General features: G+C 39.9%; 13 protein-coding genes and 1 pseudogene. 2 read left to right on the forward strand and 12 right to left on the reverse strand.

Annotation, left to right across the window (positions count from 1 at the left end; translation table 11 throughout):
* Positions 1-143: 143 nt before the first annotated feature.
* Positions 144-824 carry an NADPH-dependent F420 reductase gene (locus A9G28_RS08525; RefSeq protein WP_065567804.1) on the reverse strand — a complete coding sequence of 227 codons (681 nt, stop codon included), beginning with the start codon at positions 822-824 and terminating at the stop codon, positions 144-146.
* Positions 825-933: 109 nt separating this feature from the next.
* Between A9G28_RS08525 and A9G28_RS08530 the strand changes: the two genes are divergently transcribed.
* A complete protein-coding gene (locus tag A9G28_RS08530; RefSeq protein WP_065580391.1) occupies positions 934-1,848 on the forward strand; it encodes a LysR family transcriptional regulator in 915 nt (304 codons plus the stop codon).
* On the opposite strand, the gene mobH is transcribed toward A9G28_RS08530, so the two are convergent.
* The 3 genes from mobH to A9G28_RS08540 all read right to left on the reverse strand — a co-directional run bounded on the left by mobH (position 1,837) and on the right by A9G28_RS08540 (position 5,193).
* Positions 1,837-3,621, reverse strand: coding sequence for a MobH family relaxase (gene mobH, locus A9G28_RS13955; RefSeq protein ID WP_335340526.1), 1,785 nt, complete (start codon positions 3,619-3,621; stop codon positions 1,837-1,839). The genes A9G28_RS08530 and mobH overlap by 12 nt on opposite strands.
* The gene (locus A9G28_RS13960) at positions 3,581-3,814 is read right to left on the reverse strand and encodes a hypothetical protein (protein WP_304363265.1); all 234 of its coding nucleotides are present in this window, start codon (positions 3,812-3,814) and stop codon (positions 3,581-3,583) included. The genes mobH and A9G28_RS13960 overlap by 41 nt, the downstream gene beginning before the upstream one ends.
* A 92-nt stretch (positions 3,815-3,906) precedes the next feature.
* Positions 3,907-5,193: a hypothetical protein gene (locus A9G28_RS08540; protein ID WP_141674722.1), complete on the reverse strand. Its 1,287-nt coding sequence runs from the start codon at positions 5,191-5,193 to the stop codon at positions 3,907-3,909.
* A gap of 226 nt (positions 5,194-5,419) precedes the next feature.
* Between A9G28_RS08540 and A9G28_RS08545 the strand changes: the two genes are divergently transcribed.
* The gene (locus A9G28_RS08545; RefSeq protein WP_065580393.1) at positions 5,420-5,782 is read left to right on the forward strand and encodes a DUF3742 family protein; all 363 of its coding nucleotides are present in this window, start codon (positions 5,420-5,422) and stop codon (positions 5,780-5,782) included.
* 35 nt (positions 5,783-5,817) lie between these two features.
* On the opposite strand, the gene A9G28_RS08550 is transcribed toward A9G28_RS08545, so the two are convergent.
* The 8 genes and pseudogenes from A9G28_RS08550 to A9G28_RS08590 form a co-directional block, all read right to left on the reverse strand.
* Positions 5,818-7,350, reverse strand: coding sequence for a conjugal transfer protein TraG N-terminal domain-containing protein (locus tag A9G28_RS08550; protein WP_065580394.1), 1,533 nt, complete (start codon positions 7,348-7,350; stop codon positions 5,818-5,820).
* A gap of 9 nt (positions 7,351-7,359) precedes the next feature.
* Positions 7,360-7,722 carry a hypothetical protein gene (locus A9G28_RS08555; protein ID WP_065580395.1) on the reverse strand — a complete coding sequence of 121 codons (363 nt, stop codon included), beginning with the start codon at positions 7,720-7,722 and terminating at the stop codon, positions 7,360-7,362.
* Between the two features lie 46 nt (positions 7,723-7,768).
* Positions 7,769-8,848 (reverse strand): annotated as a pseudogene (locus A9G28_RS08560) (IS3 family transposase).
* A gap of 84 nt (positions 8,849-8,932) precedes the next feature.
* Entirely contained in the window at positions 8,933-10,249 is a 1,317-nt protein-coding gene (locus tag A9G28_RS08570; protein ID WP_442903263.1) for an integrating conjugative element protein, read from the reverse strand.
* Between the two features lie 79 nt (positions 10,250-10,328).
* Positions 10,329-11,261 (reverse strand): TIGR03756 family integrating conjugative element protein, encoded by a 933-nt coding sequence (locus A9G28_RS08575; RefSeq protein WP_065580397.1) that lies wholly within the window; start codon positions 11,259-11,261, stop codon positions 10,329-10,331.
* Positions 11,251-11,658: a TIGR03757 family integrating conjugative element protein gene (locus A9G28_RS08580; protein WP_065580398.1), complete on the reverse strand. Its 408-nt coding sequence runs from the start codon at positions 11,656-11,658 to the stop codon at positions 11,251-11,253. Before A9G28_RS08580 ends, A9G28_RS08575 begins: the two co-directional genes overlap by 11 nt.
* Before the next feature lie 146 nt (positions 11,659-11,804).
* Complete coding sequence (locus A9G28_RS08585) at positions 11,805-12,137, reverse strand: type II toxin-antitoxin system RelE/ParE family toxin (protein WP_065567813.1); 333 nt, start codon at positions 12,135-12,137, stop codon at positions 11,805-11,807.
* A 2-nt stretch (positions 12,138-12,139) separates the two neighbouring features.
* Positions 12,140-12,418 carry a type II toxin-antitoxin system Phd/YefM family antitoxin gene (locus A9G28_RS08590; RefSeq protein ID WP_218057051.1) on the reverse strand — a complete coding sequence of 93 codons (279 nt, stop codon included), beginning with the start codon at positions 12,416-12,418 and terminating at the stop codon, positions 12,140-12,142.
* Between the last annotated feature and the right edge of the window lie 15 nt (positions 12,419-12,433).

Here is a 12,433-nt window from a genome sequence, read left to right on the forward strand (position 1 = left end):
TGATTATATGTTTTGAGTTAGCGTGAAATTTTTAGATTTGAGGAATATTAATTTGGCAGTTGTTAGCATTTTAATATTCCGATCTAAATCAATATTATTTAAGGCTACTTATTTTTGACTCATACTTTATAGCAAGCAACCCACTAATTTTGTTTTTCAACATCTGAATGCCAGGAATTATAAGGAAGCTCCTCTGTACGAGTAGCTTTATCTAGTGCTTGTATCAAGCCTTTAGTATTGAACGGTATACAATATGCTGGTTTGGCTCTCTCAAACCTCCAGCTATCTCTTAGCGCCCCAGCATCAACATAATCGAAACCAACATGACTTAATATTGAGATAGCGATCTGTTTTGCTTTATCATCATTACTGGCAATAGGAATAGCTCGTCTGTTTTGCTGATCGTTCGGTTTAGCATCTTTAACAATATCTTTTGCAAGTATGGCATTAAACACTTTAACGATACGTGAATGAGTAAGATGATCAGCCAGCATTTCAGTGGTAGTTATGTGATATTGATCCAGTTGTTCAATATGACCATCACGATCAGGATAATAATTCATTGCGTCAAAAACAATTTTATTATTAAGTAAATCAGCAGGTAACAAGGTATAGTTGATAAAGGGAATAGCAATTAATATCACCTCACCAAAAGCAATCGCTTCATGCTGGCTACCTACTTTGCATCCTATACTATAAGCAACATCATAAAGCGTCTGCTTGCCCCGAGAATTACTTAACATAACGTCATAACCTGTTTTCGTAAATAACTGTGCACAAGCTTGGCCAATAGAACCTGCACCAATGATACCTATTTTTTTCATCTTTAAGTCCTTTATTTATTAGTTGAATTGATTTGTAGAAGTTTAATAGTAAAATAATAAACAATAAATAATCATATAGTTTATTAATTAACAACTAGGAGTTGTCAATATGGATCTTTTAAAAAGTATGGAGGCCTTTGTTTTGACAGTGGATAAGGGCTCATTTGTTGCTGCATCATACTCATTGAAGATATCACCACAAATGGTGGCAAAATATATTTCTTTCTTAGAGTCTGAATTAGGTATAAAGCTTTTGAATCGTACCACGCGCTCTCAAAGTTTAACTGACTTCGGCAAACAGTATTACGAACGTTGTCTAACCATTTTATCAGAAGTAAAAGCAACAAATAATTTAGCTCAACAGTTTATTGAAGAGCCTTATGGATTATTAAAGATTAGTGCACCGATGAGTTTTGGTAACGTTAATTTAATGCCATTTATAAGTCGTTTTATGAAACAATATCCTCACATTAGAATTGAACTAAACTTAACTGACCGCTATGTTGATTTAGTAAAAGAAGCATTTGATATAACTTTTCGGATCGGCAATCTGCCTAACTCAGGACTCATTGCACGAAAAATTAGACCTCATCAACTTACTTTTGCTGCCTCTCCATCTTATCTAGCAGAAAAAGGAATCCCTTCTTTTCCTGATGATTTAAAAAACCATTGTTGTCTTATCTATCAATATCTAAATGGAACCCAAAATGACTATGTGTGGCCATTTACCGTGGATGGGAAATTAGTTTATTTTACCGTCTCTGGGGCATTTAAAAGTAATGAAACATTTGCTTTAATACAGGCAGCGATTGAAGGGTTAGGAATAACCATGCTACCTGATTTTATGCTAAAGGAAGCTATAACACATAAAAAACTACTACCTATTTTGCACTCCTTTTTACCACCAGCAAAAGAGATGAATATTACATACACGGCTGATTCACTACGATTACCTAAATTAAAAGCATTTATTGACGCAGCTGTTGATTATTTTTCGCCATATAGCCCTAATCTAAAAGAATAGGTTATTGTCTGAATCAGAGGTAATGCGCAAATAAGGGTTATTATAAACAATATCAGGAATTAGGATGGTGGGATCATTAAATAAGTAACCATGCACTTTTTTGGTACTTTTAGGACCTTCGACCGCACATGTCCATATGCTATAACCACCTTCTTTTCGTTTATGATATCTAAGTTTCTCAAACGTTTTTTGCATATATCGCCATGCAGGAATTTTTTCGACTTTGGCAATCTGTTGCACCTGTGGAAATTCCATCACATAACGCATAAATATACCAGGTGTAATGATAAACAAGGTATCATCCACGGTATGAATTAAAGCTTGTGGTTCATTGATAATGAGTTTTTGCATTAAGATAGCGTCTTTTAACCACTGAATAAAATGTTCGCCCGATGGGATTATTTCATCAATTTGTTTCATTACTTGCTTTTCCGTATCGGTAAATTCAATCAACGTACTCTTTTGCTCAGTAGGCTCTTGTAATATTGATGAATAAGTATTAAAAAGATTAGTTGGATGACTATCAATGTTTAAGTTGGACTCAGTTGAGTTGATTTCAGTGACAGACAATTGACTGGCTGTCTCCTCTAACACTGGTTGCTCATCCTCGTCATTCAGTTCAAGTAAATTGAATACCGCTTCTAAACTATCGGCTGGCAGTGAATCGTTTGGTGTCACTACTGGTTCAATTTCATGGTTTGTGTCGGATGCATTTTGTTCTGTAAATAGGGATGGCATTTTTTGTGTCGCGTTATCATCAGATTGTTGCTCGGCATGACAGTCATCCTTTGGCAGATTGATAACAACGGTTCCTTCAAAAACAGTTGGCTTTTCATCTAACCAAATCAGTGAAGGCATGACTTTTAAAAAAGTAAAGGGTTGCGACCAACCATTGCTGTGACTGGTGACGGTGGCATTCCAAATGGCTTTATCTTCATTTGTACTTAGAATAATATGGTGTTCTTGAAGTGCGGTGAAGAGTATCGAATTTTTGGAAGGAATCCCTTCAATACCTTGTGATAATAAGTAAGCCCTGAGTTTATCAGACACGGTTTTACTGACTAACCATAAACCATCGTCAGTAAGCCAACCATCACTCGGTCCGCTATTATTGAGTTTGAGTTCCTCTGTTACTAGGTAACGCAATCCATCGAGTAGTTTTCGTTGCAGTGAATGTTTAGGTGCACTCATGGCTTTTTCAATACTCCCCCCTAGCGATTGAGCAACGGAAGCTTGGTCTGCTTTAGTGACAAGTTCTCCTAGTACACCGGCTTGTTCCATTTGTCCTGCGACAAAGTAGGTAAAAAAAGACCATAACTCATGACTTTCGGTTAACCAATCAAGTAACTTCGTATCGAGTATTTGCCGATATAACAGTCCAATACTCACACTATGCAGTCGATATTCACGATTTTTATTGTATTTAAATCGATAGGCTTTTTTTAATGAACCATGCCAAGGATGCCATATTGAACCATCAATATATTCAACATGAATATCTACAGCCAATTTACCAATATCATGAATAAGTGCAGCATAAGCAATGCCGGCTGTCCAAATATCTTCTTGTGCGCTACGCTCTTCAGGTGATGAGCCAATAGGTAATAAATAGGATTGGCGAAATTTTAATGCATAAGCCATGATTTCAAGCCCATGTTCAAGCATTCCACCTAAATAGGCATGATGGTGACTTTCTGAAGCAGGAAACTGTTGAACGAGTTCGGCATAGCGTTCAATGGGGGTTAAGATAGAGTTGTTTAAATTGTAAATCAGAAAGTGACGTGCGCTGCCAAATTGCTTTTAATAATTGGTCGCAGCGCACGTTGGATAATAGGTTTTCTGCTGTTTGTGGAATAATAAACTCATCATTGACAATAGGCGCTGTGATAGTGGGAGTGTTATCGTGCGTTCCAATCGTTTTTTTCCCCTTAAACAGCCATGACCACATTTCACAGGTAGAGGCCATTACGTCAGTAATGGCACTCTTACCCTTAACTACCTATTAATACCCTTTATCGCTTAAAATCTTTTTCCCTTTTCCCTTTAAAACCACGTAAATTATTTAGAAACGCACAAATTCATTTCTTGAAACGCAGGCACAGGTGAAGAAATAGAGCCGATAACATTGTGGGTATCGTAATAATGTCCACCGCTATTTGGTCGCAAGGTACTTGACCAAATATAATGACTGGTCATGAGGCCATAACTGACAAGCGATCCCCATTCAGGTAATAACCCTTGTCCAATAGCTCGAGTATAGTTTCTAACCCCGGCTTGACCCGATACATCCTGGCTCGCATTGGACAGTTGTGTTATTGCAGGTAATTGATAACGTTGATTACCCCCAAGCCCATTGCACCAGTTATTGGCATTACCCCACGTCAGTAATTGATCGTTGTTATAAATAAACCAATGGTTGATTTTAAAGCGGTAAGTTAGGGCTGGACCAATCAGAATATTAAATACATTGGCCGTAAACGGTTTGGGATTATTCGCCGTTGGGCCACTGAGTTTAACATGGAGCGTTTGGCTATCCATCGGACTTAATTGCAGACTAACATTGGCTAAATGAGAATAAATCGTGTTAATGTCTTGCGTTAACACATCCACACCGAGTACTTTAATATCAAAATTCAGTCCATCCATCCCCGTTGTTGGGAAAGGGGTTTTACTTGCATCGTAAATAAACCCTTGCTGTGGATTCCAAATAGTCGTCACGCCCGCATAGTTACCACTGCCATAAGTCAGACTCGGTTTTAGATAACAAAGCGTGGGTTTTAAAGGGATAAGATACTGTTGACTAACATTGTAAGCGGTTGTATTAGGAACACCATAGCGAGTTGTTAAATTAAGCGCTGCATTAAGATGCAAGGTAAAGGGGGCTTTATCGACCAGCTCACAAAAGGTATGACTCATATCGATTATCTCATTATTTTTATCTCGAAGCGTCAATGACGCACTGTTAAATGTAACCGTAAATACACCATCACCATCCACATCAAGCGCATCCCCCTCATTTATTACCATCGGAGCTATCGTGACGTGTTGGATAAAATCTTGAATTGTCGAGAGCGGATCAACCGCAGGGAAAGATTGCATTGTACTATTATCGTAAGTCTTCCCCTGATAATTGAACGTTAATAAGCTAAACTGTTGTTGTGCTATTTCTTGTTCAAGCTGAGGATTAAATGTTGGAGCGCTGCCGATAATAAAATGGCTTGTGACCGCAGATACGGCGGCATGGCTGTTAGCCATAAACCACAGTAGTACGTAACATAACAAGAAAAATTTTAGGGTTGCTTGCCGAACGAGACAATAGCGTTTGGTCTGTGTGTTACTGATCATCTTAATTTGTCCTCATCGTTTTCTCGGTTTTCATCTTTATAGGTAGTAGACTCTTTTAACAAAAAATAAAGTCTTATAAAAATCGTTTATATAGATCAATAAAACCCCATTGATCGCCGATAACGATCAATCTAATTTCTTATCGGTTTAATGTTGTTTTTTGTTGATAAAACCCGCTACTCATGTTATTTTTTGACCATCAGCCCAATACCGCAAGGTGACTACTGTGAAAACCAACACTAACCACAAAGCCCCACAAGGCGTTCTAGGACGTTTAAGGCAGTCTGTTGGCTGGATTTTACGTAAAGAGTGCCAATTCCTGATTCGCAAAGGATTATCAGCTTCTTTTGCTAAAAAACTCACTGTAGTGATTAATCTGTTCATTCTTATTTCCTTACTGTTTATCTTGTTCCCTATGTGGATGGGATTAGTGACCTTAATCATTGGTGCATTGTTATTAGCTGGTGTGGATATTGATGTTTCTCCTCCCCCACAAGAAGAGTGGAGAATGGGACCTTCTGGTTGGGGACTTTATAAAGGTGATGAGTGCATCATTTGGAAAGATGACCCAGATGATTTGAATGATTAAAAAACTATATTTTGGTATCAATGAAAGTATTTTTCTCACTTACTAGCTCCTTTTGTTACAACCATCTTGCCAACCTTCGTTAATGTTCCAACACCTTTTCCTCCAGCCCCTTTAGCATCATTGCTACCAGAAGTTAACATTTGCACCATGCTCCCTGCGCGAACACCAACCCAACTTAGAGCACTAATCCAAAACATTGGTAATACGATAAACATCGCCCCCATCACAAAATTCAAGAGCATATCTCCCATCGCATTATCAATGCCTAGAAACGGATTCCAGTTACTATGAGGCGAGTCCCAACTATAAAGTGCGTCCAAAATCGTACTGTCAATCCAACGGGCCAGTTGAAACCAAAAATCCACAAAAAATAACGCGAACTCAACACAGCTTATTGTTACTACGGTTTTTAAGTCATACAGGCCAATGAGCAGTACGAGTGGAATACAAATCACCAGTGCCATTTTTAAAAAAGACAGCACCAGTGGTAAGGCTTGCCGTAATACATCCATTGACGGAAAATAAGACAATGACCCAACCGCAAGCCCAATATCACCGAGTGCTCCTACCACTCGATTATCCATGTTGCCGCCCACCACACCACCATAATCGGTATAGACGGAGCCTTGGTTCATGGTTTGTTGTCTTGGCGAGGCAATCGCTCTGACTATTTCATCGGTCACTTCATTGTGGCTTTTTAAATGCAGCCAACGAGCAAAACGAGACAGTAAATCAGGTTCGACTTGTTTGATAATCTTTGCACGTAGCCCCTTGTTACTATCTGACCACCACGTTGTGCAACTGGGATAGCCTCCGCCGTCATTGGTCTGAGCAAGCCCAGCATCACGAGCTGTATTATAGGGCCAAGCGGTTCTTGGTGTATGGGAGCGGTAACTATCGTAGAAGCCTGCATTGTCTAAAAAGTAATGTGAACCTATCCAGTTCACATCACTCATTTGTTTATCCGTGAGGATGGGTCTATTCATAAAGAGTTTAGCCCGCGCAGGTCCATAGCAATCATGGGTAAAATCAGCGATTTCTTGAGCAAGCAGTGGATCATTGATACGGGTATTATCAATGTCGATACGCATTTGCCGTAAATCAATACCACACGGGATGGAGGCGACCGCACTACTGGTAATGCCCTTGGAAACGGAATGAATTAAAAACCACCATAGCGGTACTTTAGCGGTTTGATTATTCAGTGAAGTAAACGCATTGCTCCAATTGGTCTCTTCAGGCTTGGCAACTAGTACTTGGCATTGCTCGGAGCGGCTACTGTCGTATTTGATACTGGCTAGGTTAATATCAATAAAAGGCACACCGGCAAATAAAATCACCACTATCGCCACCCAAATACGGTTTTCAACGCGGATAGCCGATAGTGCCCCTTTGTTACCTTCATCAGCACCTTCAGCTCTGGCTTTAAGCCATTCTTGTAAAATAATACTGATAAAGGGTAAAACAAAGAGCCCTGAAGCTTCCAGTACTTGCCAAATGCCATTGCTGACAATCCAACCAACCAGGGTTAAGTAGTATTCAAGATAATCGGAGGTATAAAGTGTCATCACGCGTTACTATCTCCCGATCCCATTGCTCAGCGCTAATACAATGAAAGCAATCACGGTTGCGACTTCAATACGTAGAAAGCGCTGTTTAAGTGCGATATGGCTTTGTGGATAGTGGCGTAACTCACGGGCAGTCAAACGCCTTTTAGCCCACAACCAGCCAATAATCACTAGCGTGTATAAAACGATTCGCCAAATTAAGAAATAATATGAGTGATGTGCTAGCCAATTACGCCAGTTGCCCATTGTGCCAGTTATTTGAATACCTACTACATTAATCATCATTGCAACGCCCATCAATCCAATTAAACTGAGTAAGAACAGAGCAACACTACGATTGAAGAGCCAGTGTAGTTTTAGTTTTTTGTACATGGAGAATGTAAATACCCCAAACTTAGTACACAACTCACGTAGAAAATCATGCTGCTTGTTTTAGTGTTTTATACTCAATCGGTGTCATGTTATTTAATGCCTCATGCGGTCTTTCGGTGTTATAAATCGTTAACCATTCTTCAGTTATTTTCTTTGCTTGCGCTAAGTTGTTAAAAAGATATAAATCAAGTACCTCAGTGCGATAGGTACGGTTAAATCGTTCAATATAGCCATTTTGATATGGGCTACCGGGCTGGATATAATCAATGGTTATACCATGTAATTTAGCCCAGTTTATAAAGGCTTTCCCTGTAAATTCTGGCCCATTATCGACCCGCATTTTTAATGGATATCCATGATATTCGGCCAGTTTATCTAAGTAACGGGTAATCCTTCCTGCAGGTAAGCTTACTGCAATATCAATACCTAACGCCTCACGATTAAAGTCATCGATGACATTGAATGTCCTAAAGCGACGTTGATTACGACTACTGTCACTCATAAAATCCATTGACCAACATTCACCTTGTTTATTAGGCACCAATAGCTTTTCTGGTGTTCGTGGGGGATACGTTTTTTACGCTTTACCCTGAGATTAAGCTTTAATTCACAATACACCCGATATACCAGTTTATGATTCCATTGATAGCCGAGCTTTCTGATACGATTAAAACATTTAGGAAAACCCCAGCGTAAATGCCGGTCTGTGACAGTATTCAACACCGAAATAATCACGGAATCATCCTGAAACTTAGGTTGGTAATAGTAAGCACAACGGCTTAAACCAACAATGGCACAACTCATCGTAATAGTGACTGAATGATTTTTTTGTAGTTGCTGCGCCCACGTTTTACGTACCTTTGTGGGCACTAAAGCTTTTTTATGATTTCTTCCTGAAGCTGGGATTTTAAGCTCAGTTCGGCAAACATCTGCTTAAGCTTGCGGTTTTCCGCTTCGAGTTCTTTTAGACGTTTGATGTCTGAAGTTTCCATACCGCCATATTTTCCCGCCATTTATAAAAAGTTGAATTACCCATGCCATATTTACGACAGAGTTCCTTGACAGGAATACCTGCTTCTGCTTCTTTTAAAATAGCGACGATTTGATGTTCAGTCATTTTTTTCATCATTGAATCCTCTTTTACTTTTATCATAGAGAATTTTCTACTTTTTTGCTGTACTATTTTAGGGGGTAGTTACAAGAATAGCCTCTATTCGCTTGGTTTTTGGATTTGTTGTAAGCGATTACGATCTGGATCACCTTGGTAAATAGTGCGAGAGTTCTCACTCCGAATTTGGTGACGGTCTAAAATAGTTTTGGCAGCGTTATTAGCGAGTTTTTGTCGTAAATCTAGCTCCGCATTAAGGTTGTTGATTTCTTGCTCTAGTATGCTGTTTTCTCGTGCTAGAGCACTCTGAGCTAAATCATTACTTGCGACATTCGGCTCTTTGCTACCGGTGATCATTACACGCTGTAGTAATAGTGCTTGCTCCATGACAGACGATAACGCGACTTCAGAAGCAAGACGAGTTGTCATCATGTCTAAATCAGGCTCATCACGAAGCGCTTCTATCACACCACGGGTAATGGGCAGCGATTGACTGCCCGCATTTTGCAGATTTTCAAAGGTCATACGTTGACTACCAGAGACTAAATCCTGAATATTTTTGAGTTTTTCTTCGTAGGTTTCTTGAATGAGTGGTGTTAATCCAACGCCTGCGGTGGTTTGGGTTTTCGTGCATCCTTCGCACGTTTGATGCACTTGTTCACCGAGTATTCGCACGGCAAAGTTACTCGCTTTTTCAGGAGATGACCAAGTTTGGCAGACGAGATTATTACCACATTGGCTTTTATTGGTGCTGTTGTTGTCCGTCACTGTACGACCATTAAGTAAGTTGTACCCTGATTTTGTCACATCAGACACGACTTTTATTGGATTTTGCCCTTTGCCACCAGCATTACTGCCACCCACCCACGGCACGCCATTATTGCCTTTGTCAGCTTCCGTTTTATCAATCGCATCAACCGCATCTTTGTTTTGACTCACCGCACTCGATAATGCAGTCCCTTGAGCAAGTTGCCCCCAACCATAGCTACCACCGGCCATATCTGCCATTTTTTCGGTCATCGCACGACAAGTGAGTTTTGAACGGTCATAATCTAAGCGAGCTTGTAAGATCCCATTGGTTAACAGATTATATAGCGCGGGATCAGCCCGTTGTAATATCATGGCGGGTAATGAGGCTACAGCGCTGGTCGCGTTGTTAATGACGTTACCCATGATTTGCTGAAAGCCATTCGTTACGCCGTTGAGTTGGTTTTGTAGGGTGGTTTCCAAGTTCATGTCACCACAAATTAAGTTACTATTCCAACCCGCACCAATTTTGATACTTTGCATGTTGTTGTGCTTTGACATAGATACCGCGCGACCACCACCGATGTTGTAAAAAACATAATCATCAATGACAGCACCACTCGTATTAATACTGGTGTCATCGATTTGGGTTTGAATCGCATAACTGGTCATTGGTACAGTAAATCCAACCAGACTTAACAAACTAATAAGCAAGGTACGTTTATATAAATCAATCATGTTTGGGTCCTTATTAAAAATCAATGCTATATAAAAAAGTTTGCCCACGGCGTTTACAGCAGCTATAAGGTCGCCATAACGTCCACGCATAAGCCCCATCGTCAGCTTGTTCATGTAGGGTTTGGTTGTCGGGAAACACTTGGCAACTGGAGGACGTTTTTGGGGTCAGTGCCTGCCATTTTCCGGTGGACGCTTTGCTCTCAATTAATTCACCAGCGGGCCAATAGCCGTCTTTTTTGTTGGCAAGGAGTGGCAAGTAAACATGCGGTTGTCCACGGCGCGTGACGATATCGCCTGCTCGTTGTGCATTGGTTGCGGCTGCTTTGTAATCATCGGCTTGATGCGTAAAACCGCCACGCGGATAAACATTGCCCCATAAATTTGCTGAAGTACGTGTACCGATTTCTCGCGTTCCTAGGATTAACGATTCTGGATAGGCGACTTCGGGCACGTTGTAACGCCAAGCCACGGTATCAAGGGTTGAAATAAAATAAGGAATAAAGGATTGGCCTGCCCCTTGGCAGCTATAGCCGTAACTACTCACAAACTGGTTGAATAAGCTGCTACTCGGATGACCAATCACATCAACGTTATTAAATTTAGCAATGGTATTTTCGTTAGCTTGATTGGATGTTGCATAACTTCCACTTTGTGCACCAGGTACAGGGGTTCCCATAATAGCCGTTTCGGTCCAAGGGCTGTCGCCCGTACTGACATAGCTTGTGACCACAGCATCAGGGACATAGTGTTTGACTTTTACCGATGTTTTGACTTTGCAACCTAATGGTGTACACAAAAGCCAATAACAAATACCGGCAATTCGGTATTCGAGGCAATCTGGAGACAGCGTTGATGCGGAAATATCGACTGTATTAATTTTGGCATTGACGCTGAACGTTGCAAAAAAGGCTACTAATACGGTGATTGAGAAATGTTTACGGTTCATCCTGTCCTCGCTGCTTAATAAGCGCTAACGCAGCTAAAACATCTGATTCACCATAAACGACATAGCGATTATCCTGAATCACAGCAGGAATTTTGATGACACCTAGCTGATAAGCCGCTAATGCACCTTGTAATGCTTGCTTCATGTTTTGTTGATAGCTGTTTGCTAACGCCGTTAACCGTGCTTTGACGAGTTGCTCAGCCTGTACAGGGTCATTGGGCAGATTGTCGGATAAGGTAGCATGAAGCTCGATGCTGTCATCAAGCATAATAATTTCGGCATCATTAGGAATATTGTGTAGTGGATGTAGTTTATCAGTCACAATAGTCACTGAAGCATGTGCAGTTAAGCTACACGCCAGTATGCTGACGATAAATAATAAGGATTTGATTTTCATGGATTGCCTTCACATTAATTGCAATGCATGAGATTTAAACCTAGTTAGGCTTTATGAACGAGGATTAATAGAAAATAAGAGTTGTTTATTTTGATTACAAAAATACTAATGCTCAGCTTGAGCATTAGTATTATGTAAATGGATCGTTACTTGCAACGTTCTTCTAGTATTGGTTTTAAATTTCGACGACCATCTATCACCATCTGAATAACAACTGTTTTTTTGTTTTCATTAATTTGATAAATGATTCGATAGACTTTAAAACTAATTTCCCGATAGCTAACTGTCTGAGTACCATAAAACTCTGCAAGATTAGCTCCCCGTTGAGGAAACATTTCAAGTGTTTTGATTGCTTTTAAAAGTTGATTAAACACATATTTTGCATTTTCAATACAGTCATTTTTTTTGATGTAATTATAAATATGCTTAATGTCTCGCTCTGCACTTTTAACAATGACTACACTATAATTAGCCGTCATCGTTAACTCTCGTTGTCTTCTGCTAAAATTTCAGCAAAGACTTCATCGACTGGGCGATATTGCCCTTGTTCCGTTTCTTGAGCTGCAACAACCAAACGTTGCAACATTGCAATTTTGTGCATTTGTTCGTCATAATCATTAACATCCATTAAAACGGCTTTAGCTTCACCGTTTTGTGTAATAACAAAGGGTTGACGATCCTCTGCTAACTTGCTCATGACTTCACCTGTATTATTTTTCAAAAACGTAATAGATTTAACTTGTCCACTTAATTGCATCATAGACTCCTTATTGGA

Source organism: Gilliamella sp. Fer1-1 (assembly GCF_001690825.1).
GTDB classification, from domain to species: Bacteria; Pseudomonadota; Gammaproteobacteria; order Enterobacterales; family Orbaceae; genus Gilliamella; species Gilliamella apicola_C.

Bases quoted from the DNA above. Each gene is read 5' to 3' on its own strand.
- A9G28_RS08525 (WP_065567804.1), bottom strand. From the start codon at position 824: ATGAAAAAAATAGGTATCATTGGTGCAGGTTCTATTGGCCAAGCTTGT.
- A9G28_RS08530 (WP_065580391.1), top strand. From the start codon at position 934: ATGGATCTTTTAAAAAGTATGGAGGCCTTTGTTTTGACAGTGGATAAG.
- A9G28_RS13960 (WP_304363265.1), bottom strand. From the start codon at position 3,814: ATGGCCTCTACCTGTGAAATGTGGTCATGGCTGTTTAAGGGGAAAAAA.
- A9G28_RS08540 (WP_141674722.1), bottom strand. From the start codon at position 5,193: ATGATCAGTAACACACAGACCAAACGCTATTGTCTCGTTCGGCAAGCA.
- A9G28_RS08550 (WP_065580394.1), bottom strand. From the start codon at position 7,350: ATGACACTTTATACCTCCGATTATCTTGAATACTACTTAACCCTGGTT.
- A9G28_RS08555 (WP_065580395.1), bottom strand. From the start codon at position 7,722: ATGTACAAAAAACTAAAACTACACTGGCTCTTCAATCGTAGTGTTGCT.
- A9G28_RS08570 (WP_442903263.1), bottom strand. From the start codon at position 10,249: ATGACCAGTTATGCGATTCAAACCCAAATCGATGACACCAGTATTAAT.
- A9G28_RS08575 (WP_065580397.1), bottom strand. From the start codon at position 11,261: ATGAACCGTAAACATTTCTCAATCACCGTATTAGTAGCCTTTTTTGCA.
- A9G28_RS08580 (WP_065580398.1), bottom strand. From the start codon at position 11,658: ATGAAAATCAAATCCTTATTATTTATCGTCAGCATACTGGCGTGTAGC.
- A9G28_RS08585 (WP_065567813.1), bottom strand. From the start codon at position 12,137: ATGACGGCTAATTATAGTGTAGTCATTGTTAAAAGTGCAGAGCGAGAC.
- A9G28_RS08590 (WP_218057051.1), bottom strand. From the start codon at position 12,418: ATGATGCAATTAAGTGGACAAGTTAAATCTATTACGTTTTTGAAAAAT.